Origin of the sequence: Roseivirga seohaensis, assembly GCF_001592945.1 — a bacterium.
GTDB lineage: Bacteria > Bacteroidota > Bacteroidia > Cytophagales > Cyclobacteriaceae > Roseivirga > Roseivirga seohaensis.
Genome location: NZ_LRPB01000023.1, coordinates 761,838 through 784,551 on the forward strand (window position 1 = coordinate 761,838; position 22,714 = coordinate 784,551).

The window sequence follows — 22,714 nt, forward strand, 5'->3', positions numbered from 1 at the left end:
AGATGATGGGTTTTGGGAAGCTCTAAAATCCATCGCCTTCAACCACTTCTTTCTTTTTGAGTGATTGATTTGAATCGGCCGACATCACTAATTTATAGGGCTCGTCTATGCCGTAAAACAGCTTTCTGTAATTTTTCGACCAAGCGATAACTTCCTCCAAAGAATAAGCGAAAACATTGAATTCGCCTACTTTGGGTTTAGATGATTTCCCCTTGGCATCTAAAGGGTTTGCGATAGAGGCATTGAAGGCTTCGTTAGATGAAAAAGTGCCTAAGCTGAAACCGTCATAGGTGAAATAATACCATGTGCCATCGGTCATTTGAATCAAAACATTTACAATGTCGCCTTCAGGAGTTTTCTTGATTTCTACAAAACCATCCAACTCCATATTGATGTCGGTGTTATTGATATTGCTGACACTAATTTTGCCTTCGCTGTAGAAAGTTTTCAGTTGTTTGGACCATCTGAGGTCCACATTTGAAATTACTAGGTTTTTCACTAGCTCACCATTTGCAGAAGCACTCACCAATGGTATGGGCACCGACTGATACGATTTATCCCATTTTTTGACGGCTTCGTCTCCAATAAATTCTGCGGCTTTGTAAATCAAGTCAGACCTGTCGTCATGAGCTCTTTTGATTCCCAGCTTTTCGCCCATGTCTTTTAAGTTTTGAGCCATAAGCGGAACACTGTTTACAGGCAAACTGAAATCCATTACCAGCATGGCGTTGATTTTAAAATCGGCCGAATCTAAATTCCCAGAACCTTTACCTGCTCCTTGAACCGTTAAGCCTTTACTAAGTGGACTTACAAAGTTTAGCTTTCCTTCAAAAGAAACATCTTGAGTTTCTTCATTATAAGAGAACATGTTGCCTTTGTAAAAATTAGCAGGGTCGTCTAGTTTGTTAGGGTTTGCAATATTGTATGAACCAGTATTCTGATCGTAGAACAAGTTTCCGCCTTTTGGAATAAAGAAATCGTCATCGCTTGGGTCGCGTTTTTCAGTGATAAATGACAGATAAATGTCTCCATTATTAAAGTGAAGTCCAGCTGTAAGTGGCTCTCCAAATTCGGTTCTGGCCTCATCGAAATTGAAAACTACTTCGGCAATGTCATCATTCGATTCATATTCAATCCAAACGTTTCTTTCTTTCAATTTCTGAAGGTTAAGCTTTACTGAACCTCTCAACTCTAGCGCTTTTCTGAAGGCATACATAAATACAGTGCCTTTGAAAGTAAATCCTGGAGATACGATTACGCCAGCATCGGCTTTTATTTGTCCACTTGATTTGGTATAAAGGCCACGTACTGGATCTTCTTCAAACCCAAATTTATCGAACTTAATAGCGAAAGTGTCTTGCACGGTTACCAATTCATAGGTGCCTTCACCTCTAAAGCGATTGCGTGAAATGATTTCTATTTTGGCATCGTATAATCGGTGGTTTGTATTGGCTGTGTCGAATACAATGATCGCATTTTCCATTACTCCAAGCTCAGAGTTTTCTAGAATCAGTACTTCATTATTTTCGGGAGTAATGAGTGCATCTGCCACAACAATGTATGGAATACCTTCCACTTTTAACTCTTGTTTTTCAATATCGTAATTGGCGTTTGTTCCCATAAACACCAGTGAATCCATGCTCTTTTTGGTTGAATAGAAAAACGACTTTTCCAACGCAACAGTGTCTGGTTTGGTCATGGTAATCATGTTATTCGCTATGTCCCATTCGGCTGTTGGAATAGAGGTTTTGTATTGTGCGAAAGGGAAGGCCAAAGCTGCGTTACCCTGTACTTCGGGCTGAATGATGGCTCTGTTATTTGCTAAATCGTAATTCACACGTACATCGGCAGAACTCAATATTGGTTTTTGAGGGTTTCCAGAATCCAACTCAAAGTCTGAATTTCTAGATTCAAATGAGGTTTCTTCTAAAGTGTAATTTTCTGAATTAGTTTTAGAGCCCTGCATTTTCATTTCTCCTTTACCAAACAACCCCTTTGTAGATAGCGTAAGCATACCGCTAAATGCACCAAGGCTGTCATACATTTTAAATGGGGCTTCCAAGTTTCTTAGATTCATGCTGTCCTTTTTGGCCAGCCAGTTTACTTCATATCGGGCTAATTTTACCGCAGGATAGGAAACACCATCTAATGTGCCTGACAAAATTTGACCTTCAATTCCCTTTTTCGAATACATGGAATCCAGGTAAAAAGTAACCGATTCGGTATTGAAATTACCTGTTAGAAAATCGATTGCCCCCGGTGACTGAAGGCCTGCTTGATCCATTTTTATTTCGCCATAAAGCTTGCCTGTAGTGCCATAAAGGCTATAACCAGAATCTGGAATGGTGTGAATAAAACCAAACGATTTATCGGGCATGGCCCTAAGGCTTTCTTTGAATTCAGGGAAAATTCCGTTGGAATAGAAAGTTCCTTCAAAAGCATAAGCCGAAGGGTCGGCTTTAGAGGCACTATCAAGTTGAAAAGGCGGTACATCAAAGTAAATAGTGCTGTCATAAGCTCCGCCTAAAACGCCATTTTTATCGAACATTACGCTGGCGCTTTCATTTGAGGTGAAAATAGGGTACTCAGGTTTCGAAATTCTTGCCGACTTGTTATTTGGGTCGTTAATATTCAAAACTCCTGAGGTATTTACCAACTGGTTATTCAGGGCTTCTTTTCTGCCTTCTTCTAGTTCTACTTGTAGCTTAATCGAATCAATTTGAGGTAGTTCTACCAAGAAGTTGTTATAATCGAATTTGAATTTCTGGCCATTGAACTGGAAGTTACCCGCTTCTAGTGCACCATCAAATTCTATTGTTCTGTTATTCGAAATTTTCACTACTCCGTTGGTGGGAGTAATCATTACATCGAGCGAATCGCTCACATAAAACTTTTCCACTCCTCTAACCGTCAGGGTATCATTTACCAAATTGATAGTGGCATTGGGTGAAGAACTGATTACCGAAGGAATTACTAAGTCGTCAAAATCAGATTCATCTCGGCCAGAATCGTAATAATGTAGCCCTTTTGGGGTAATAATTACCTTGCCAGTGTATTCGTTGTAGAGCACCAATCCTTTCGACATTAAGTCGATCATGCTTCTTTTTAAAATTCCGAGGCTAATTTTTCGGTCTTCTGACAGCTCAGAAATGTAGAACTCATTTTTAGGGTCATATTTTTGGGCCTGTCGTACCGAAAGAATTAAGGGGTTAAAATCATACAATTGCGAAAGGCTGTAAAACCTTGAAGAACTGAAGAAGTTCTTCGATTCCACAATGAGTGGAACTTCACTTCGGGCTGAACCAATGGTAAGGTGTAAGGAATCAGATTTTAAGTCCCACATCAGTCTGTCACCTGTAAGGTCCACACCATAATAGGAAGAGCTAAAAGGAGTGCTTCCAAAATCGCCTTTATTTGGTTCAAGATTTAGGTGGTAATTTCCATAGTTATAAACCATCTCTACGCTCGGGTTATAGATTGAGTCTGTACTATGGTAAATCGTTACTTTAGCCACGGTAGAACTCACCATGGAGTCTGCTTTATTGAAAACAAAGTTGGGCGCCTCTGCCCTAAATTTTAATTCCCCGTTCAGAAAGCCTTCTACCCTTGAAAGTTCGTTGAAGGCAGATTTACTGTAAAAATCTCTTCCTTCATAACTTACCCCACCTCGATACGTCAGGTCGCTAGTGCCTAAATCGTTTATGGGTGCGTCAGCAAAATCTGATACGAACTTAGGGTAGGAGTCTACAGTGCTTCGCTGCGGTGCAAGCGTGATTTCCACAGCGCCCACTACGGGTTGATCTAATTTGCCTTCGTAATGAAAATAGGCTTCGTCAAATTTAATGTCGGTTTGGGTTACAGAGAAAAAGTAATTGCGCAGCTTGGCATAAGTGGTTTCTGCTGGTAACCCTACATTCGTCCAGTCAATGGCTCCATCTTGGCCAGTGAATTCGAGTGTTTCGAAAGAGAAATTCCCTTGTGTGTTTCGGAGATATATTGTGTCTAAACGATTTACAAAGGCTAGATCTAGTTTTTTAAACTCAATTACTGGACCCATTTGGGTGGGCATGGCTGGCAAAGGGGCTTCTACTTGTGGCTCGTTAGTGATAATGTCCTCTTCACTGGAAATTAAGCCCTGCTGCTTCATGAGTAAAAGCTCAATGGCATCGGGACCTTTTTGGGCCTCGGCTACGAACGGCTCTTCTTCAGAAATGTCTTCACTTCCATTGAATTTCAATGCATAATCTGCATTCTCTACATAAATGCCATAACTACGGTCTTTAAAAAGCGCCATGTCGCCTAAAAAGAAGGCGGCATATTGGTGAAACTGGTCAATGATTTTCTTATCGTAGTTTTCCGAAACTTTCAGGCAAGCCTTCACTAAATCGTCTAGTTGAGTTTGACTGAAGTTTCGTTTTTCTTTGGCCAGAATCAATATGTTAAAGATCGCTTTGAAATCGAAGCGGGGCCTAAAACCCTTTTTTTCCATGTTCAATAGGGCCTGACCTAACTGGTTTTTTTGGGTTTGGGTAAAGATATTCCCTTGCCAAGCTTCTATAAAAGGTTTGTAATCTACCCCAAAACTTGCGGGGTTGGGTGTGGTTAAAATTCGGGCAATATCTGGGGTATAAACAATAGAATCCGTTTGAGTTGCTTCTTGCGCAAAAGTGCTTGGCAGAAACAACAACAGTATCAATAAACTATATATAATCCTTTTGACCAGAAATTGCATATGACCCCTCAACTGACCTTTAATAACGATAAAAAGACGAAAATAATACTTAGAAACTACAGTTTCTTTAAAAGTATAGCCGCCCAGTTTTTCCTTTCTGTAGAATTCAATTTTTCAAAACCGTTTGCTGCGGTACACTCCAGAATATCGGCCTCATCATAGGTATAAAAGCCACTCAAGAATAAATGTCCTCCTGGCTTTGTAAGTTTTGCATAATATTCCATTTCAGCCAAAAGCACATTTTTATTGATGTTGGCGTAAAGAATATCGAAAGGTTCATCAAAACTTAACTCATCGATGGTGCCCAATAATACATCTTTCGGTACAATACCATTCAATGCAAAATTCTCTTTGGCGTTGTCAATGCACCAATCGTCAATGTCGGTGGCGGATACTTCTGAAGCACCCAGTTTCGAAGCCATAATGGCCAAAATCCCTGTTCCAGCGCCTACATCTAAAACCTTTTTCCCTTGATGGTCCAGCGTCATTTCGAGCGCCAGCATTTGGTGGGTGGTTTCGTGGTGCCCTGTTCCGAATGACATTTGTGGGTGGATAATTATTTCGTGCTTAAAGCCCGGTTTCGACTCATGAAAAGTAGCACGCACAAAAATATCTGTACCTACTTCAATCGGATCGTAGTTCTTTTCCCACTCTTCGTTCCAGTTCTGTTTTTCAATTTTTTTCAATTCATACCAAATGCGGGTTTGCTTGCGGTAATTGTTGAAAAGTTGCTGCAATGCAGGATGGCTAAAAATATCCTCAGCAATATATGCGTCAAAACCCACCTCGGTTTCAACGAAGGTATCAAAGTCCAATTCGCCCATTTCGGCAATTAAAATTTCGCCAAAAGGCGGGTCGCAATGGACTTTGATTTCTATGTAATTCATGGGTTTCAATTAAAATGACTTAGCAATTTCTACAAAGTCTCTGGCTTTTAAAGATGCTCCGCCAATTAGGCCGCCATCAACATCGGGTTGAGCAAAAAGTTCTTTTGCATTATCTGGCTTGGCGCTTCCTCCGTAAAGAATAGAGATTTTATCGGCCACTTCTTGCCCAAACTGACCTGCCAAGAAATCGCGTATGGCTTTGTGCATGTCTTGTGCTTGTTGCGATGAAGCAGTTTTTCCTGTTCCAATCGCCCAAATGGGTTCGTAGGCAATTACAATTTTCTGAATTTCATCTTCTGTAAGATGGAAAAGGCTTTCGGTAAGCTGATTGCAAACGTAGCTCACTTCTTTTCCAGATTCTCTGATTTCAAGCGATTCGCCACAGCAGAAAATTGGGTTTAAGCCCATTTCTAAAGCTAAATCCACTCGCTTGGCTAACTGCTCGTTTGTTTCGTTGTGGTATTCTCTTCTTTCGCTATGGCCAAGAATAACGTATTCTGCCCCTACAGACTTAATCATTTCGGCAGAAATATCACCAGTGTAAGCTCCAGAAGCATGTTCGCTCATGTTTTGCGCACCTACAAAAACCTTATCGCTTTCTTCGGCATTTTTTGCTATCTGGGCCAGGTGAATAAATGGAGAACACATGATTACGGTTACATCGTCATTCAATTCATCCTTCACAATGTTTACCACTTCAGAAGCCAGTGTAAGGCCTTCGCTGAAGTTTTTATTCATTTTCCAGTTTCCTGCAACAATCTTTTTTCTCATTATCGGTTTGTTGTGTTTTGCCCAAAGATAATTCATTCTAACTTAGTTCGATGGCTTTTCAATACGAAGAACGCAAACCAAAACGACTGGATCCGAAAGTGGCCAAGCTCAAAGCGGCCGATTTTTGCGCTTATCAGGAGCGTTCGCAGCAAGAGGTGCGCGATAAGCTGTATAGCTATGGGCTTCATCATGACGAGGTTGAGGAAATTTTGTCGGACTTAATCACTGATAATTTCATTAATGAAGAGCGTTTTGCAAAGGCCTATGTAGGTGGAAAGTTTAGAATTAAGGGCTGGGGCAAACGCAAAATTTTGCAAGGGCTGAAGCAGCATCGTATTTCTGATTACTGTATAAAGAAAGGCTTTCAAGAAATTGACCCAGATGATTATTACGCTACGCTTATGCGTCATGCAGAGAAAAAATTACCGACCATTAAAGCCGAAAACCAATATACGGTGCGAGGCAAACTAACACAGCATTTGGTAATGAAGGGCTTTGAGGGTGATTTGATAAGAGAGGTAATTGAGGAGCTGCTCAATTCAACAGCTCCATAATTAATGCCAATCAACCTCTTTCCCAGAAAAAAGGAGGCTCAATATCTAAAGTGCGCAGGTATACATAACCTTGCCCTCTGTGGTGAATTTCATTATCGATACAGTAAAAAATTAAAGCGTGATTGGTGCCTTCATATTGGCCAAAAGCTTTTTCTACTTCCTGAAAACGCTCAATTTTAATTTGAGGAAATAACTCATTCAGTTTTTCTGTTGATTCGTCCCAAAGTTTAAGAAGCTCTGCTTTAGTAGTAGGTTTTTCTTCCGCCTCAGATTCGCCAAAAGTTTTCCATTCTCCAGTAATGATTCCAGCTACGCTCGGCACAGCCATGTGAATCATTTCAAGTGCTAATTCAGAAAACGGACGCATTCCGCCTACTGAGTAACTAAAAAGTTTGTCTTCTGGAAAAGCTTCAATTACTCTTCGGGTAAGGCTTCGGTGTCCTTGCCACTGTGTTAACAAGTCGCTTGGGCTAATGACTACTGGTGCTAATGTTTCGTTTTTCATATCGTGCGATTTAAGATTATGGAATAAACTTAAAGGGCACTTATGACAACCCTATGTCAGTAGGTTTTTTTGGGGAAAGATTTTTATGGATTTGCCCTTGGCTCATAAATAGGTACGGTCTGACCTTCGGTACCGACCGAAAAGTCGCATTAGGCACTATTCAAAGGCCGGCACCGAATAGGTCAGATCATGCATATCAATTTGACTTACCTCACTATCGTTCTAAAAGTCAAATTCACCCTTGGGGCATTTACTTTTTTGGTGGGAGGCAAACGATGAAGCCAATGGCTTTGGGTAGCATCTTTCATCACTAAGAGACTGCCGTGTTCTAAGAAAATATCAACCTTCTCTTTGGTTTCTTTGTGCTTAAAAGCGAATTTTCTTTCCGCCCCAAAACTCACCGAGGCAATTGCTCCATTTTTCTTCAAGTCCTTTTCGCCATCGCTGTGCCAAGCCATTCCTTCTTCGCCTGTGTGGTATAAATTGAGCAAACAAGAGTTGAATTTTTCACCCGTTTTTCCTTCTACTATAGCTTTTAAGCTTAGAAGTTCAGGTGTCCAAAGCAGGGCTTTTTTGGTGACGTTGGAATAACTGTATTCGTAGGGTTGGTCGGCATACCAAGCTACTTTGCGTTTGGTAATGTAATGCTTGCCAAAAATAACGGCTTCATCGTTTCTCCATTCAATTGTATCGTAGAGTTTTCGGAAATAGAAGTTGGCGTCTTCTTCAGAAACTAATTTTCCATAATAGTTAACCGTACCTTCTTTGGGCAGCCAGTTTTTGGTTTCGTCTATTTCTTCAGGAAAGAGGTTCATTTCCCTAATTTAGGTATTCGGTTCTTATTGAATGTGAAAAACCTGCTGATTTTAGTTTTAACAAATGAATTGAAAAATGGATAGGCTAGACTATTTCAGGGTTAGGTTTTGGTTTAATGCTCGCGTCATTCCGTACCGAAACAGGAATAGGCTGACCTTCTTGATAAATTTTAAGTTCAATAATATCCGCAGGCATATTGAAGCCAGCTTCTGATAAACGCAATAATACCTGATGCATTACCACACTTTTGAGCTGTAAAGACGAGCCTGTAAAATCATAAGTGTTAATCCAAAAGTAGGTTTTTAAGTTGATGGTGCTGGTTCCAAAATCATTGATAATTACAAAAGGCTCAACCCCTTCAGCTTTGGTGATATTTGCCATATTGTTTAATTCATCTATAATTACTCTAATGGCTTCGGCAATATTGTCTCCATAATCAAGCCCAATTATAAAGTCATAACGCATTAGGCCATCGCGGGTAAAGTTGGTTAAGGGGCTCTTGATGAGCATTGAATTTGGAATAAATACGTCTCGTCCATCGAAAGTGCGGACATGCGTATTTCTGAAATTCAGCGCTCTGGCTTTGCCTGTAATATCTGTTACCTGAATTACATCGCCAATGCTAAAAGGGCGACTGAAGGCTAAAAAGAAGCCGGCCAAAAAATTCTCTCCTATATCTTTAAATGCCAAGCCGATAATCAATGCAGAAACACCTGCGCCTGCCAGCAAACCACCAGCCGCTTGGCCTAAGCCAATTTGATTTAAAAACATGACTATACCGATAATCAGGAAAATCAAAAAAATGAGCCTTCCAATAAAATTAGAAAGCAGTTGATCATTAATGCGCACCATGATTCTCTTCTTAACCAATCGAGAAATGAGCACAGCCAAGCCCCACATTATAAACAAGAGCACTAGGCCTAAAACAATTGAAGGACTTTTGTCAAGTATGGTTTCCCAAAACTCTTGAAAAGAAGAAATAAAACGATCTTTCATTGCGAGAGATGATCAGAATGAATTTGGTTCAAAGAGAAAGAATTAATCACGGTTGGGTGATTCATATATATTTCCGCTTTTGCTTTTTATGCCTTCAATCTCAATTCCTTTGTTCACAAAGTCATAAGCAGAGTGCACAAAAAAGACAGTGTTATTCAGCATTGCAATTGGCGTTTTTAGTATTTCTGGGTGTTGCTTTACGATCTTCATCATTTCTTCATTCGAAAAGCGCTGATCCTTAATCTCATTTAAATAAGCGTCTGATTTTTTATCTATTAAATCAAGAATCTGTAATCCCATATCGTTTGCTACTTGATTCAGCTGTGTTTCGGTCAGTGGGTTTTTATCTATGTTTCTTTCGTTCACGGTATATTTTTGAACGGCACTTGCATAGCCTAGTACTTTTGTGTCATGCGACTTTCGACCATTATAAATAAGAAGAATTTCGTTTTCCTGTGGTTTCATAATAATAAGTTAAAAAGTGGAGAAGAATTCGGGATGTTAATTCAGAACGGTTTCTGAATTTTCAGAAACCGTTCTATCTAATCTATATAAAGAGTAGTGCCTATCGTCCACTGGTGACTCCTCTTAAAAGAGAGACAACAAGCAGTACCACGAAAATGAAGAATACAATTTTAGCCAAAGAAGCAGCACCAGCGGCAATGCCTCCAAAACCTAAAATACCTGCAATAATTGCTATAACTAAGAATGTGATTGTCCAACGTAACATATCTGTGGGGTTTTAGTGATTAATTGATTTCACTCCCACTAGTAGCAAAACTGTGCCAAGCCAATTTTCAGCAAAAAATCAGGTTTTTATTGAATTTAATGAGACGTTAAGACCCAGCTTGTAGAGATGTCTCCACAACAAGGTGTTTGAAAATGAGATGATTAGTGCAGACTATGCCAAACCCTTTACCCATAAAAAGGCATACCGCACAGCTAAGAGTAACATGATTGGTAGTAAGGCAATGGAAAATACTTGTAGTTGGAAAACCCAAATAAAGGTCATTCCAATTAAAAGAATAAACAGAAAGCGGACATAGCCTCTAGTCCATACAGGTGCATTTTTTTTCACTACATAGAAAGCCACAACAAGGTTAGGGGCAAAAGCCCAAAGCAAGTTTAGGTTTTTGGCCGTAGCGGTATGGTCTGTAGCAAACCAAAGCAAGGCTACAACTACCCCGACCAAACCTGTTAAGAATAGAATGGTGAAATCTAAATATCGTGCCCTTGTGTTTTGGAGCGTGTCTTTGTAAGTGAATACTACAACAACGAGCAATAGGATTGAAAATATCATCCAAGGGCTAATCGATTCCCTTGGCGTTTCATAGTAATCAGACTCAAACAGTTGGTTTGTAGCTTTTACTGCTGGAACAGTTTCATCACCCCTTGTTATGGTTGCATTGGCATAAGCCTGCATAACGTAATCGGGCAAAAACATATGCTCTGCTGCAGTGGCATTTACATCAATTACGGCTCCTAAGGCAAGGTCAATTCCAAAATCCCACCAAGGAAAGTTAAAGGTGTTTTCTTGAATCAGGTCTCGAAAGGTTTTTTCTTCTGTAAGGTGGCTGTTATTAAATGTAAGCTTGTCGCCTAACACATCACCCACCACATCACGTAATTTGGTAGCACAGTTATCGTAGAAGAAATCGTATAAATAATAACTTTTTTCGGGAATGGCATTGTTTTCTAAGAATTCGAAAATCTCTTGCTTCTCGGCTTGAGTCAGACTTAAAACCTGTTCGGTTATCCAACGGTTTTGAGCTTGGTAGTTCCCTAGAAAACGATTGAAGTCCTGAATTGAAAGTTTATAATTGAGTTTTCCCTGTGCAAATTTCAAGTAGAAACCATCTTCAAAAGAATCAAATGTTCCATAATTATAAACCCTGTCAATACTCAAATAAGGGTCTTGAACTCTAATTGCACCATGCCCAAAGCTGTCATATAAATTTTCACCTGGCCCAATGGTAATAATACTAATTTCAGCTTGGCCAGAAAGTCCTGGAAACTGTGCCTTCGCGCTGAAAACAAAAAGGAGCAAACTGAAAAAAAGTACAAACCGCTTCATTCGTAATTAGATTGTGTTGTACGAAGATAAAGAGACTTATTTGATTAAAAACCCTTAAGGGTTTTGAAAGTGAACTTTGCCAACCTAATTTGACGCAATGAACAGAAATTTCACCGATGGACTTAATTATGCGTCAAAACTGACGCCCATTCGGCTGTGGAATATGTTTCAATTGGTGGGTAGTTATTGGCTTTCTAAAATCACCAAAAAGGCAAGTCATTCTGGAATGCCTACCAGCATTAGCTTAGAGCCCACCACTTCCTGCAATTTACGCTGCCCCGAATGCCCTAGTGGAATGCGCAGTTTTTCTCGAGATACGGGAATGCTCACTGACGAAATTTTTCAGAAAACCATTGATGAACTGGCGCCAAGGCTCACTTATCTTATTTTCTACTTTCAGGGCGAACCTTATTTAAACGCCAGTTTTTTAGATCACGTAAAGTATGCTTCGCGAAAGAAAATCTATACGGCTACTTCGACCAATGCACATTACCTCCACGATAAAAATGCGAAGGCCACAGTTGAATCAGGTTTAGACCGATTGATTATTTCCATTGATGGCACCACACAAGAAACCTATGAGCAATACCGCATTGGGGGGAAGCTGGAAAAAGTAATTGAAGGCACAAAGAACATTATTCGCTGGAAAAAAGAGCTGAAGAGTAAAACCCCACATGTCATTTTTCAATATTTGGTGGTCAAGCCAAATCAGCATCAGTTAGATGATGTACAAAAGCTGGCCAAAGAATTGGGCGTGGACGAAGTCGCTTTTAAAACTGCCCAAATTTACGATTACGAAAACGGTTCTGAGCTTATTCCAACTATAGAAAAGTACTCACGTTACCGTCAAAAGGCCAATGGAAAATGGGAGATCAAAAACCGATTACTCAACCATTGTTGGAAAATGTGGCACTCCTGCGTAATCACTTGGGACGGAAAAGTTGTGCCCTGTTGTTTTGACAAGGATGCCCATTACCAATTGGGTAGTATGCAGGCCGAAAGTTTTCAGCAAGTTTGGAAAGGGAAAGCCTATCAGAGCTTCCGTCAGTCGCTGATTAAATCCAGAAGTGAAATTGAAATGTGTAAGAATTGCTCAGAAGGAACCAGGGTTTGGGCTTAATTCTTTAAGTGCTCAGGCATTTTAAAGTCCATCTTTTTCACCTCTTTAGAAATATCACAAGAGCCACAGCCTTTCGGGCAACCGCTTTCGGACTTGTATTGATGATAAAAGTGCCTCCCGATAAAGATTAGCGCTATTAAAAAAACTATACCGACAATTACCTCTTGCATTTCGCTGAACTTTTGAAGGGTTAACCCAAAACTCGCTGGCGAAGTTCGGTTTTATTTAGAATTATTCCAAATAAAGCGGATGCCTATTGATACCTCTTTTGCTCCTTTCTCCGAAGTCTCGGAGTCAGAATGAAAAGCAGTATGCAAACAATTAAAACTGGTAGTGAATTTTCACCTTCTGATCTACTCCATCGGGATGGATTCTCCTCAAAATGACTGTAGTAGAAATGATTTATTTCCTGTCCTGACTCCGAGACTTTGGAGGAAAGATCTAAAGTTTCAAAAAGACACTTAATTTCAAGGCTATACATAAATAAAGCCCCAATTCAGTGAGGCTTTATGTTGTACATTTGAGTTTATATAGGTTTTTAAAAATCTAGCTTGGCGAGTGAGGCCTTGGTTGTTTTCTCCCATTCTGCTTTTTGTTGTGCCGCTCTTATTTTATCTTTTTCATATTTCTCGTTGGTGGTTAGGTTAAGCTGGTAGCTATAGATTTTTCCTTTTTTGGCATTTGGGTATAAAAAGCTTTTAAAGTAGTGCGAAAAATCCGAGGCCTTGTAATTGCTCATTACAGAATTGTCTACTTTTTTGTCATCGATCCAAATTCCGTAAATAGTAGGGTCACTCCAATTTTTTACAATTTCTTGTGTTGGCTGACTTTTTTCAAAATATGGGAGTGGTGGTAAAGTAAGAGATTTTAATGCTAGGGTTTGCTCAACAGATAGGTTTGCCATGTCTTTAATAATAGGCTTCTCATTCTTCCTTATGAATATGGCTTTGTTATCATCATAGATAACTTTTTCGTATTCAAACCCAGCGCCCAAGTTTACATCATAATGCTCCTCCTTTACAGCATAGACTGCTACATTTTTTGGGTCTCTTGATTTTTGTTCCAGGATCAAGATGGCTGGACGAGTTGGTGTATCAGAAGTCGCCTTATAATAATCTTTCGGGTCGACCTTTTCGCCATTTTTGATTACCTCATAATGAAGATGCGGGCCTGTACTGTGGCCTGTGTTGCCAACTTTTCCAATCAGCTGTCCTTTTTCTACTTTATCACCCACCTGAACGTCCATTTCGCTAAGCTGTGCATAAAGGGTTTGGTATTGGTCGTCATGCTTAATTTGAATGTAATTGCCATAACCACCTTTCAGAGATTCTACCTTTTCTACTGTTCCCGAGGCTGTAGCAATTACTGGCACCCCTGTTTTTGCTGAAAAGTCAACCCCTTTGTGCATTTTGTCTTCTTTGGTCAGAGGGTCTTTACGCATGCCATAAGTGGAAGTGGTGCGTAGGTATTTATAGTCTCCTAATGGATGTAGCTCTGGTTTGTTTTCTTGAAAAATGGAATTTTCAATGGTGGAAATAAGCTCGCTAGCGTTGTTACCAATGGCTTCTGCCTTAATTTTTAAACTGAAGCAAAGCGTGGTCACTGCCAATAACGGCAGCAAAATAGCCGCACGAACCAGAGCAGCCATTTTAGTGGTTTGTTGTGTCATCATTTTGAATCTTTTTTTAGTTAATGAATAATTTGAAAGGCAGGCCAAGTTCATTTCATTGCTGTGGTTGCGGTTGGTAAACTTGAGCAACAGACGCTGATAAGTGGCGATGTCATTAAACTTACCAAGCACCATTGCATCTGCTAAATACTCGTGGTTCAGCCGAATGGCCTTGGCATAGAAGTAATACATTGGATTGAACCAGAAGAGCACTTGAAGCAATTCTACCAATAGAATGTCTAATGAATGTCGTTGCAGCGCATGACCAAGCTCGTGCGCTAAAAGTTGTTTCCTCAAAGCTTCCTTTTTATAGTCTTCATTATACATGAAAATGAATTTCAGGAAGTTATGAGGAATTGTGGGTTGCTGAAGAAGTACCACTTCAGCCGATTTGAACGGAATTCGAGTGTTGTTTTTAGCCTTAGTAAAGAGTCTGCGAATATTCCTTCCGAAACGAATTAGCAGAACAAAGGCAATTACCAAATAAAGCCCACCAATTGCCCAAGCCGCATAGTTGATACTCATTTTAGGTTTTGCTTCTGTGAACTCCGATGGGCTAATTACTTCTGGAGTTACCGCCTGCTCATTGGCTACTACTTCGTAAAGCGTTTCTGAAATCATTTCTCCGGTTGGAATCATGATTTTATCCGAACTGATTTCTAGGTTCAACCAAGGGGTGGTCAATGAGAAAATCAAAGCGAAAAGGAGGTAAAACCTTTTTACTCGGTGCAGCGCAGTTTGCTCTAAAACCAGCTTATAAATGCCAAAGAGCACCAATAAGCATAAGAAGATTTCGAATAGGCCCGCGATCATTGTTTCTTCTTTATCTGTTCGTCAATCATTTTTTTAAGGTCTTCCAATTCTTCTGTGCTCAAATCAGTTTCGTTAGTAAAAAACGAGGCAAACTGAGTGCTTGAATCGTTAAAGAAATCCTTAATTAATCCTTTGAGGTGCAGCGAAAAATATTCGCTTTTACGCACCAGCGGATAGTATTCTCGTGAGTTTCCAAAAAGTTTATAATCCACAAAACCCTTGTCTTTCATTCTTTTTAAGAGCGTAGCTACTGTAGTGGTAGCAGGCTTTGGTTCAGGAAACTCAGTGAGTAAATCTTTCATGAAGGCTTTTTTTAGCTTCCATAAATAATTCATCAGTTGTTCTTCGCTTTTAGATAAGTTCATGCTCTACTTCTTTAGAGTGTTCTCTACAAATGTAGAGTATTAAATTTAATTTCCAAATTCTTTCTAAATGCGAGATAAAATCACAGAATTGATACTTAATCGAAAGCCTTTTATATTTTTGCTACATGCACATTAATCTTTTCGATCCGCCCCAAATCAGGGAGAATCTTCTTCCTTTTACTTTTACCAGACCAGTGGCCTGCATTCGTGTAGGAATTTTAACCATTGCCGAAAAATGGGAGAAATATGGCTTTCATATTGGTTTCGAAACCCAAGATTACTTGGGGAAGAAGTTTGAGGCCTTGCCAACAAACGTAAAAGTGAATGGCGCGTTGTGTCCTTCAAAAGAATTATCTGAAGCAATTTTAGCCTTAACCGCAAATACAAAGTTGGTGTCGGGAGATACCGTTTTAGCAGTTTCAGGAAATGGCTCGGAAGAAGTAAGTTTTAAGGGCGCATTTAGAATGATCAACCAACCTTGGGAAATCTTTCAATTCAACAAAGAACAGATTGAAGCGGATTTTTCGCTCATCACCAAAGGCCGAATTTCTCAGCCCATCACCGATCCGCATACGGTGGTCTATGGTAAGGAAAACGTGTTTTTGGAAGAGGGCGCTACAATTCGGGCAGCCATTATTAATGCTGAAAACGGCCCTGTGTATATCGGTAAGAATGCACATGTGCACGAAGGAGCAATTATTAGCGGAGCCTTTGCTTTGTGTGAAGGAGCGCATGTAAATATGGGTGCAAAAATAAAAGGAGATAGCACGGTAGGTCCTCATTCTAAAGTGGGGGGTGAGGTAAGCAATTCAGTTATTTTTGGTTTCAGCAACAAAGGACACGATGGTTTTTTGGGCAATTCAGTGATTGGCGAATGGTGTAACCTAGGTGCCGATACCAACACTTCTAACCTAAAAAATAACTACGCACCAGTTAAGCTTTGGAACTACACCAGCGAACGTTTTGTGCAAACAGGCTTACAGTTTTGTGGGCTGATGATGGGCGACCATGCCAAGTGCGGCATTAATACTATGTTTAATACAGGTACAGTGGTAGGTGTAGGATCGAATATATTTGGCGCTGGCTTTCCGAAAAACTTTATTCCTTCTTTCTCTTGGGGTGGGTCTTCTGGTTTAATTACCTTCCAACCAAGAAAGTTTTATGAAGTAGCCGAAGCAGTAATGCAGCGCAGAGGAATGACTTTTGATGATACCGAAAAAGAGATCATCGACCGAATTTTTGAAATTACCACCCAATACAGAACTTGGGATAAAAAATAAACATGCGTTTTCAAGACATACCCGGTTTAGACGAAGTTAAGAATAAGCTCATTGAGGCCGTTAAGGTAGATCATGTGGCGCATGCACAGCTCTTTTTAGGCGCTGAAGGCTCGGCAAATTTGCCTATGGCTCTGGCTTTTGCTACCTATCTAAACTGTGAAAATAAACAGGAGAATGATGCCTGCGGAGAGTGTTCGTCTTGCACAAAACAGGCAAAACACATTCACCCCGATGTTCACTTTGTTTTTCCAACTGCGGCAACCCCTAAAATTAAAAGGGAAGACGCTACCAGTGAAAAATTCCTGAAAGAATGGAGGGAATACCTTCTAAAATCACCTTACGGAAACGTAAGCGATTGGAGCTTTCACTTTGGTTGGGAAAACAAGCAGTTGCTTATTCCCCGTCAGGAAAGTAGAAATATTATTACCAACCTTTCGCTTAAGGCTTTTGAGGGCAAATATAAGGTAATGCTCATTTGGTTGCCTGAGCTAATGAATAGCAATGCGGCCAACGGAATTCTGAAAGTATTAGAAGAACCGCCAGAAAAAACCATTTTCTTGATGGTGTCGAATGATGAGAATAAGCTGCTCACCACCATTCGTTCTAGGGTTCAGTTAATGAAAATCCCTTCTTTTACCGATGAGAACATTCTTTCCACAGTAAGTAAAGCGGAAGGCGTGAGTACTGAACGCGCCCAAGAAATCACCTATTTGGCCGAAGGAAATATGCGCGAAGCGTTGCACTTGGTGCAAGGCGGACAAGATGCAATGGGTGTGCAGTTTAAGCAGTGGATGCGTCTGTGTTTTACTTATGATTTTCAGGCTTTGGTAAAAATGGCCGATGAATTTCAGAGTGGTGGAAAGGAGTTTCAGAAAGGGCTGCTCAATACCGGAAGTAAAGTAATGCGCGATACCCTGATTCACCAATACGGAGTTAGTGAACTGGAAAGAATTCCAGATACAGAAAAGGATTTTGTAGCCAACTTTGGTAAGGTATTTAATGCAGAAAAAATAACAGAAGTGGTGCCTAAAATCGAAGAGGCCAACTATCATATAGAGCGGAATGCTAACCCTAAGATTCTCTTTCTTGATTTATCTCTGGCGATTGCACAAATTGCACGTTCTAAAAAGTAGAATGTCGAAACCATTACAGCTAATAGGAAGGCAAGATTTCATCAATCTGCCAGAATTCGGATTGAAAGATGTAAACGCTAAAATTGACACTGGCGCTTACACTTCGTCTATTAACTGTTCAAAAGTAAAACTAACTAAGGTGGAAGGTGTGCCAACACTTACCTTTCAATTATCGGCCAATAAGATTCATGAAAAAAAGGCCAGAAAATTTTCGACCACTAATTTTAAGAAGAAGAAAATTCGGAGCTCAAATGGAGTAACTGAAGAACGTTTTATTATCAAAACAACGGTAGTACTAATGAAGAGGCGCATTAATGCAGAGTTCTCTTTATCAGACCGGAGCAAGATGAAATTCCCTATACTTTTAGGCCGAAAGTTGCTCACGAATCGTTTTATTGTGGATGTAAGTCAAAAGGATCTTTCCCTTAAGATGACACCCAAAAGTATCAAGGCCGAAAGTGCCGAATAATCTAAAAACCAAGAAAAAATGAAGATTGCAGTGCTCTCTCGAAATTCAGCCCTTTACAGTACAAAGCGGTTGGTAGAAGCGATTGAAACCAGGGGGCATGAAGCCGTCATATTGGACCATCTAAAATGCGACCTCGTTATTGAAGATGCTGGCCCAGCAGTATATTATATGGGAGAAAGAGTGGAAGGTATTGATGCCGTAATTCCTAGAATAGGTGCTTCAGTTACCTTTTACGGAACAGCCACAGTTCGTCAGTTCGAAATGATGGGCGTTTTTAGCACTACCGATTCTCAGGCCATAGTTCGTTCTAGAGATAAACTAAGGTCGATGCAGATTTTAGCAGGAGCTGGTTTGCCAATGCCACGCACAGCCTTTACCAATTATTCTAAAGAAGAAAAATCTTTGATAGAGCACGTAGGCGGAGCACCCGTAATTATTAAATTATTAGAGGGCACTCAAGGTTTGGGCGTTGTTTTGGCCGAAACCCGAAAAGCAGCGCAATCCGTTATTGAGGCTTTTCATGGCCTAAAAGCACGCATTTTAGTGCAAGAATTTATTAAAGAAGCCAAAGCTACCGACATACGCGTTTTCGTTGTGAATGGCAAAGTAGTAGGCGCCATGCGCAGAAGAGGAATGGAGGGCGAGTTTCGTTCTAACCTTCACCGTGGCGGTTCGGCCGAGGTAATTAAACTCTCAAGGCAAGAGAGATCGGTTGCGGTAAAAGCAGCCAACGCAATGGGACTTTCCGTAGCAGGTGTTGATATGCTACCATCATCAAGAGGGCCATTGGTTTTAGAAGTAAATTCTTCGCCAGGTTTAGAAGGAATAGAAAAGGCAACAGGAGTAGATATTGCAGGAACCATCGTTGAGTTTATTGAGAACAATCAGCCTAAGAAAAGAGGATCGAAAGCAAAATTGAACGCTTAAATGAAAATTAGAATAGGAACACGAGGTAGTAAGTTGGCCCTATGGCAAGCTTATTTTGTGGAAGATAAGCTGGTAGCGGCTGGTGTAAAAACTGAAATTGTTAAAATAGAAACCAAAGGAGATAAAATCTTAGATGTTTCAATTTCCAAGATTGGAAGCAAAGGGGTTTTTACCGAGGAAATAGAAGAGCAATTGGCCAATGGAGCGATTGACATTGCCGTGCATAGCGCCAAAGACATGCAGTCTACCCTTCCTGATGGCTTCGAACTCATTTCGTTTTCAGAACGCGAATTGGCCAATGATGTACTGATTAGTGATAATAAGGAAGCTTCACTCAACAATAAAAATCTAGTAGTCGGTACTTCTTCCAATAGAAGAATTGCCACGTTAAAACACTTTTATCCTCATATCAAAACCGTTCCAGTTCGGGGCAATCTTCAAACCAGAATAAAGCGAATGGAAGAAGGAGCCTGCGATGCTTTATTGCTCGCATATGCGGGAGTACACAGAATGGGCTACGATGACAAAATTGTTCAAAAGCTAAATTTAACAGAGTTTACGCCCGCTGTAGGGCAAGGCTCTGTAGCCATTGAAGTACACAAAGGATTGAGTAAAGCCAAGAAAGATTTAGTTAGAAAAGCACTGAACCATGAACCTACTGAGGTGTGCCTTTTGGCTGAGCGATCGTTCTTAAAAACTATGGATGGAGGCTGTTCAATTCCGGTATTCGGTTTGGCTCAAATCAAAGATGACAGCCTTCAAATGACTGGAGGAATTACCAGTTTGGATGGCAAAGAAATGATTCGTAAAGTGTTTATTGGTAAGCTAAAGGATGCCAAATCAATAGGCAAAAAACTTGCCGAAGAAGTATTATCTTCGGGCGGAGATCGCATATTAAAATCCATAAAAACCGAATTATCAAACCAATGAAAAAGTATATACAGTTGGCCTTAATGGCCTTGCTAATTGCAGTTGTCGCTTCATGCGGAGGCTCAGGCGAAGAAAAAGTAAAGGGCAATGATTATTTGGTGACTATCAAAACAGACATGGGTGAAATGAAGGCCATTCTTTATGATGAAACTCCAAAGCATAAAGAGAACTTTCTTAAACTGGCCAAAGAAGGCTTTTTCGATAGCCTTTTGTTTCACAGAGTAATGACTGGCTTTATGATTCAGGGTGGTGACCCAAATTCAAAAGATGCCGAACCAGGAGCTCGTTTAGGCTCTGGAGGCCCGGGTTATACCATTCCTGCAGAATTTGTAAAGAGCTTCTTCCATAAAAAGGGGGCATTATCTGCTGCCAGACAGCCAGACTATGTAAACCCAGAAAAAGCATCGAGCGGAAGTCAATTTTTTATTGTTCAAGGTAGAGTGTTTACAGAACAAGAAACAGGTATGGACATGCAGGCTTTGTCGCAATCCATATCTACTTTAAGAAGAACCGATCCAGACAACCCTTTGAATAAAGAATTGGAAGATTCTTTTAATGAAGGAGGGGATGAAACCTTTAGGGTTAAGGCAATGGAACTGGCAGACAAATTAAGTGAGGCTACTGGAATCATGATTAAAATGCCAGCAGAAAGAGTAGAGGCTTATACTACTGTAGGAGGCTACCCTCCGTTGGATGAGGAATATACAGTTTTTGGTCAGGTAATTCAGGGCTTAGAAGTGATTGATGCAATTACTACGGTTGGGGTAGACCCAAACAACAGGCCTTTTGAAGATGTGCGTATGTATATCTCGGTAGAAGAAATGCCAAGAGAAGAAATCGTAAAAAAATACGGCCCAGTTTATCAATAATTAGCCATGAAAAAGACTTTTTTAAACTTAGCGTTCCTTGTTTCTTTCAGTCTGTTTTTTTCAGCCTGTAATACTGAAATGGATGAGGTAGTAGTAATTTCAACTCCATATGGAGATATGACAGCTGTGCTGTATGATGATACTCCGCTACACAAGGCCAATTTTTTGAGTTTGGCCAAAGAAGGAAAATACGATTCAGTGATCTTCCATAGAGTGATTGAAAACTTTATGATTCAAACGGGTGACCTGTCTACGGGTACTCAAGAAGAGGATGCCAATTATAGAATAGATGCCGAATTTCTTCCTGAAAAATATATTCATGTAAAAGGAGCTTTGGCGGCTGCCCGAATGGGAGATAACGTAAACCCTCAAAAGCAATCAAGCGGATCTCAATTTTATATTGTCGATGGCGAAGTGTACGATCAGGCGGGTTTGCAAACCAGAGCAGATAGAAGGGAATATTTAAAGCTTAATGGTTTATTTGACCGCATGCGCAAAATGGACAAATACATTGAGTTGAATGAGAAGTATAACTACCATGTAAATAAGTATCAAGAAGATACTACTTACGATTTTCAACAGGCGCAGCGCGAACTGGTTTTTAATTCGAAAGATTTGATTGAAGAAGAATTTGGGCCACAGGTAGACCCTGGATTTACTACCCAACAAGTGGAGGCTTATACAACCGTTGGTGGCGCACCACATTTGGATGGAGAATACACAGTTTTTGGTCAGGTGGTTGAAGGTTTGGATGTAATCGATAAAATTGCTGCGGTAGAAACCAATAGAAGAGACAAGCCAACCGAAGACATTCGAATGACGATTGCTGTTATCGAAATGTCGAAAAAAGAGATTACAAAAAAATACGGAATAGAATACCCTAAAAAGGAGCAATGAAAATTTTAGTTACAGGTTCTAACGGTTTACTTGGTCAAAAACTGGTTCAGCTTATTTTAGATGAAGCAAATCACCAATTGGTGGCTACCGCCAGAGGAACTAACCGACTACCTATTCCCGAAGAAAAATATACTTTTCAATCGCTTGATATCACCAATCGTGAACAGGTACTAGAAGTAATTGCCCAGCACAAACCCGATGTGGTAATTCATACCGCAGCCATGACCAACGTGGACCAATGTGAATTAGAAAAAGAGGCCTGCTGGGATTTAAATGTTACTGCTGTAAAACATTTGGTTGAAGCTTGTAAATTGAATAATGCCTTTCTAGTACACCTTTCTACCGACTTTATTTTTGATGGTGAAAACGGCCCATACGATGAAAAAGCCGAAGCCAATCCGATTAGCTATTATGGAGAAAGCAAACTCGCTGCTGAGCGCATAATAGAAGAAAGTAAAATTGATTGGGCGATTGCTCGTACTGTTTTGGTGTACGGCATTGCGCACGACATGAGCCGTTCTAACATTATTCTTTGGGTGAAGAATAGCTTGGAAGAAGGCAAAGAAATTAAGGTGGTAGATGACCAATTGCGAAGCCCTACCTTGGCAGAAGATTTGGCCAAGGGCTGTTTGCTAATTTCAGAACAAAAGGCGAAAGGTATTTTTAACATTAGCGGAAGCGATTTACTGACCCCTTATGAAATGGCGATTAAAACTGCCCAGTTCTTCAACCTAAGTACGGCTACTATGCAAAAGGCCGATGCTTCTACCTTTACTCAAACTGCCAGAAGACCTCCGAAAACTGGGCTATTAATAGAAAAGGCCCGCACCGTTTTGGGGTACGAGCCTCATACTTTTGACCAAGGTATAGCCATCGTTTCCGAACAAATGGCTGGTAAGTAAGTCAA

The 22,714-nt window shown here is 40.3% G+C and carries 22 protein-coding genes; 10 read left to right on the forward strand and 12 right to left on the reverse strand.

The features are described 5' to 3' along the window. Positions 1-22: 22 nt before the first annotated feature. From AWW67_RS09715 to tpiA, 3 genes are all read right to left on the reverse strand, one after another. A complete protein-coding gene (locus AWW67_RS09715) occupies positions 23-4,687 on the reverse strand; it encodes a hypothetical protein (RefSeq protein ID WP_176700027.1) in 4,665 nt (1,554 codons plus the stop codon). Positions 4,688-4,788: 101 nt separating this feature from the next. Continuing rightward, the gene (prmA, locus tag AWW67_RS09720; protein WP_062301442.1) at positions 4,789-5,619 is read right to left on the reverse strand and encodes a 50S ribosomal protein L11 methyltransferase; all 831 of its coding nucleotides are present in this window, start codon (positions 5,617-5,619) and stop codon (positions 4,789-4,791) included. Between the two features lie 9 nt (positions 5,620-5,628). Continuing rightward, positions 5,629-6,390: a triose-phosphate isomerase gene (gene tpiA, locus AWW67_RS09725; protein ID WP_062301443.1), complete on the reverse strand. Its 762-nt coding sequence runs from the start codon at positions 6,388-6,390 to the stop codon at positions 5,629-5,631. A gap of 50 nt (positions 6,391-6,440) precedes the next feature. Here tpiA and AWW67_RS09730 point away from each other — a divergent pair, with 50 nt between their 5' ends. Continuing rightward, positions 6,441-6,944 (forward strand): regulatory protein RecX, encoded by a 504-nt coding sequence (locus tag AWW67_RS09730; protein WP_062301445.1) that lies wholly within the window; start codon positions 6,441-6,443, stop codon positions 6,942-6,944. Positions 6,945-6,954: 10 nt separating this feature from the next. Here the strand turns inward: AWW67_RS09730 and AWW67_RS09735 are convergent, their stop codons facing one another. From AWW67_RS09735 to AWW67_RS09755, 6 genes are all read right to left on the reverse strand, one after another. Then, on the reverse strand, positions 6,955-7,449 hold the full coding sequence (locus AWW67_RS09735) for a DinB family protein (RefSeq protein ID WP_062301447.1): 495 nt from the start codon (positions 7,447-7,449) through the stop codon (positions 6,955-6,957). A gap of 206 nt (positions 7,450-7,655) precedes the next feature. Next, positions 7,656-8,264: an alpha-ketoglutarate-dependent dioxygenase AlkB family protein gene (locus tag AWW67_RS09740; protein WP_062301448.1), complete on the reverse strand. Its 609-nt coding sequence runs from the start codon at positions 8,262-8,264 to the stop codon at positions 7,656-7,658. A gap of 85 nt (positions 8,265-8,349) precedes the next feature. After that, the gene (locus AWW67_RS09745; RefSeq protein ID WP_062301450.1) at positions 8,350-9,261 is read right to left on the reverse strand and encodes a mechanosensitive ion channel family protein; all 912 of its coding nucleotides are present in this window, start codon (positions 9,259-9,261) and stop codon (positions 8,350-8,352) included. A gap of 42 nt (positions 9,262-9,303) precedes the next feature. Next, positions 9,304-9,726: an arsenate reductase family protein gene (locus AWW67_RS09750; protein ID WP_062301451.1), complete on the reverse strand. Its 423-nt coding sequence runs from the start codon at positions 9,724-9,726 to the stop codon at positions 9,304-9,306. Between the two features lie 100 nt (positions 9,727-9,826). After that, entirely contained in the window at positions 9,827-9,991 is a 165-nt protein-coding gene (locus tag AWW67_RS18615) for a DUF1328 domain-containing protein (RefSeq protein ID WP_071387084.1), read from the reverse strand. A 171-nt stretch (positions 9,992-10,162) separates the two neighbouring features. Continuing rightward, the gene (locus AWW67_RS09755; protein WP_062301453.1) at positions 10,163-11,335 is read right to left on the reverse strand and encodes a lipoprotein N-acyltransferase Lnb domain-containing protein; all 1,173 of its coding nucleotides are present in this window, start codon (positions 11,333-11,335) and stop codon (positions 10,163-10,165) included. Between the two features lie 97 nt (positions 11,336-11,432). Here AWW67_RS09755 and AWW67_RS09760 point away from each other — a divergent pair, with 97 nt between their 5' ends. Next, positions 11,433-12,455, forward strand: a complete 1,023-nt coding sequence (locus AWW67_RS09760; protein ID WP_062301455.1) for an SPASM domain-containing protein — start codon at positions 11,433-11,435, stop codon at positions 12,453-12,455. Here the strand turns inward: AWW67_RS09760 and AWW67_RS19275 are convergent. The 3 genes from AWW67_RS19275 to AWW67_RS09770 form a co-directional block, all read right to left on the reverse strand. Then, positions 12,452-12,625 (reverse strand): FeoB-associated Cys-rich membrane protein, encoded by a 174-nt coding sequence (locus AWW67_RS19275; protein WP_082794009.1) that lies wholly within the window; start codon positions 12,623-12,625, stop codon positions 12,452-12,454. The genes AWW67_RS09760 and AWW67_RS19275 overlap by 4 nt on opposite strands. A gap of 368 nt (positions 12,626-12,993) precedes the next feature. Continuing rightward, positions 12,994-14,937, reverse strand: a complete 1,944-nt coding sequence (locus AWW67_RS09765; protein WP_062301457.1) for a M23/M56 family metallopeptidase — start codon at positions 14,935-14,937, stop codon at positions 12,994-12,996. Further along, positions 14,934-15,302, reverse strand: a complete 369-nt coding sequence (locus tag AWW67_RS09770) for a BlaI/MecI/CopY family transcriptional regulator (RefSeq protein WP_062301458.1) — start codon at positions 15,300-15,302, stop codon at positions 14,934-14,936. The genes AWW67_RS09765 and AWW67_RS09770 overlap by 4 nt, the downstream gene beginning before the upstream one ends. Positions 15,303-15,427: 125 nt before the next feature. Between AWW67_RS09770 and AWW67_RS09775 the strand changes: the two genes are divergently transcribed. From AWW67_RS09775 to AWW67_RS09810, 8 genes are read left to right on the forward strand one after another with little or no spacing between them, the layout of a single operon-like run. After that, a complete protein-coding gene (locus AWW67_RS09775) occupies positions 15,428-16,582 on the forward strand; it encodes a GlmU family protein (RefSeq protein ID WP_062301461.1) in 1,155 nt (384 codons plus the stop codon). 2 nt (positions 16,583-16,584) lie between these two features. Then, positions 16,585-17,715 carry a DNA polymerase III subunit gene (locus AWW67_RS09780; RefSeq protein ID WP_062301462.1) on the forward strand — a complete coding sequence of 377 codons (1,131 nt, stop codon included), beginning with the start codon at positions 16,585-16,587 and terminating at the stop codon, positions 17,713-17,715. A gap of 1 nt (position 17,716) precedes the next feature. Further along, the gene (locus AWW67_RS09785; RefSeq protein WP_053223970.1) at positions 17,717-18,184 is read left to right on the forward strand and encodes an ATP-dependent zinc protease family protein; all 468 of its coding nucleotides are present in this window, start codon (positions 17,717-17,719) and stop codon (positions 18,182-18,184) included. An 18-nt stretch (positions 18,185-18,202) separates the two neighbouring features. Next, positions 18,203-19,111, forward strand: a complete 909-nt coding sequence (gene rimK, locus AWW67_RS09790) for a 30S ribosomal protein S6--L-glutamate ligase (protein WP_053223971.1) — start codon at positions 18,203-18,205, stop codon at positions 19,109-19,111. Continuing rightward, positions 19,112-20,041 (forward strand): hydroxymethylbilane synthase, encoded by a 930-nt coding sequence (hemC, locus tag AWW67_RS09795; RefSeq protein ID WP_062301464.1) that lies wholly within the window; start codon positions 19,112-19,114, stop codon positions 20,039-20,041. Further along, complete coding sequence (locus tag AWW67_RS09800; protein ID WP_062301465.1) at positions 20,038-20,910, forward strand: peptidylprolyl isomerase; 873 nt, start codon at positions 20,038-20,040, stop codon at positions 20,908-20,910. Before hemC ends, AWW67_RS09800 begins: the two co-directional genes overlap by 4 nt. Positions 20,911-20,916: 6 nt before the next feature. Beyond that, on the forward strand, positions 20,917-21,807 hold the full coding sequence (locus AWW67_RS09805; RefSeq protein ID WP_062301467.1) for a peptidylprolyl isomerase: 891 nt from the start codon (positions 20,917-20,919) through the stop codon (positions 21,805-21,807). After that, positions 21,804-22,709: an SDR family oxidoreductase gene (locus AWW67_RS09810; protein WP_062301469.1), complete on the forward strand. Its 906-nt coding sequence runs from the start codon at positions 21,804-21,806 to the stop codon at positions 22,707-22,709. The genes AWW67_RS09805 and AWW67_RS09810 overlap by 4 nt, the downstream gene beginning before the upstream one ends. Positions 22,710-22,714 lie beyond the last annotated feature (5 nt).

Excerpts from the sequence above, each read along its gene's own strand:
- AWW67_RS09810 (WP_062301469.1), top strand. The coding sequence starts at position 21,804 with ATGAAAATTTTAGTTACAGGTTCTAACGGTTTACTTGGTCAAAAACTG.
- prmA (WP_062301442.1), bottom strand. The coding sequence starts at position 5,619 with ATGAATTACATAGAAATCAAAGTCCATTGCGACCCGCCTTTTGGCGAA.
- AWW67_RS09750 (WP_062301451.1), bottom strand. The coding sequence starts at position 9,726 with ATGAAACCACAGGAAAACGAAATTCTTCTTATTTATAATGGTCGAAAG.
- AWW67_RS09740 (WP_062301448.1), bottom strand. The coding sequence starts at position 8,264 with ATGAACCTCTTTCCTGAAGAAATAGACGAAACCAAAAACTGGCTGCCC.
- AWW67_RS18615 (WP_071387084.1), bottom strand. The coding sequence starts at position 9,991 with ATGTTACGTTGGACAATCACATTCTTAGTTATAGCAATTATTGCAGGT.
- AWW67_RS09800 (WP_062301465.1), top strand. The coding sequence starts at position 20,038 with ATGAAAAAGTATATACAGTTGGCCTTAATGGCCTTGCTAATTGCAGTT.
- hemC (WP_062301464.1), top strand. The coding sequence starts at position 19,112 with ATGAAAATTAGAATAGGAACACGAGGTAGTAAGTTGGCCCTATGGCAA.
- AWW67_RS09780 (WP_062301462.1), top strand. The coding sequence starts at position 16,585 with ATGCGTTTTCAAGACATACCCGGTTTAGACGAAGTTAAGAATAAGCTC.
- AWW67_RS09805 (WP_062301467.1), top strand. The coding sequence starts at position 20,917 with ATGAAAAAGACTTTTTTAAACTTAGCGTTCCTTGTTTCTTTCAGTCTG.
- AWW67_RS09745 (WP_062301450.1), bottom strand. The coding sequence starts at position 9,261 with ATGAAAGATCGTTTTATTTCTTCTTTTCAAGAGTTTTGGGAAACCATA.
- AWW67_RS19275 (WP_082794009.1), bottom strand. The coding sequence starts at position 12,625 with ATGCAAGAGGTAATTGTCGGTATAGTTTTTTTAATAGCGCTAATCTTT.
- AWW67_RS09775 (WP_062301461.1), top strand. The coding sequence starts at position 15,428 with ATGCACATTAATCTTTTCGATCCGCCCCAAATCAGGGAGAATCTTCTT.
- AWW67_RS09785 (WP_053223970.1), top strand. The coding sequence starts at position 17,717 with ATGTCGAAACCATTACAGCTAATAGGAAGGCAAGATTTCATCAATCTG.
- tpiA (WP_062301443.1), bottom strand. The coding sequence starts at position 6,390 with ATGAGAAAAAAGATTGTTGCAGGAAACTGGAAAATGAATAAAAACTTC.
- AWW67_RS09765 (WP_062301457.1), bottom strand. The coding sequence starts at position 14,937 with ATGATCGCGGGCCTATTCGAAATCTTCTTATGCTTATTGGTGCTCTTT.
- AWW67_RS09735 (WP_062301447.1), bottom strand. The coding sequence starts at position 7,449 with ATGAAAAACGAAACATTAGCACCAGTAGTCATTAGCCCAAGCGACTTG.
- AWW67_RS09770 (WP_062301458.1), bottom strand. The coding sequence starts at position 15,302 with ATGAACTTATCTAAAAGCGAAGAACAACTGATGAATTATTTATGGAAG.
- AWW67_RS09760 (WP_062301455.1), top strand. The coding sequence starts at position 11,433 with ATGAACAGAAATTTCACCGATGGACTTAATTATGCGTCAAAACTGACG.
- AWW67_RS09755 (WP_062301453.1), bottom strand. The coding sequence starts at position 11,335 with ATGAAGCGGTTTGTACTTTTTTTCAGTTTGCTCCTTTTTGTTTTCAGC.
- rimK (WP_053223971.1), top strand. The coding sequence starts at position 18,203 with ATGAAGATTGCAGTGCTCTCTCGAAATTCAGCCCTTTACAGTACAAAG.
- AWW67_RS09730 (WP_062301445.1), top strand. The coding sequence starts at position 6,441 with ATGGCTTTTCAATACGAAGAACGCAAACCAAAACGACTGGATCCGAAA.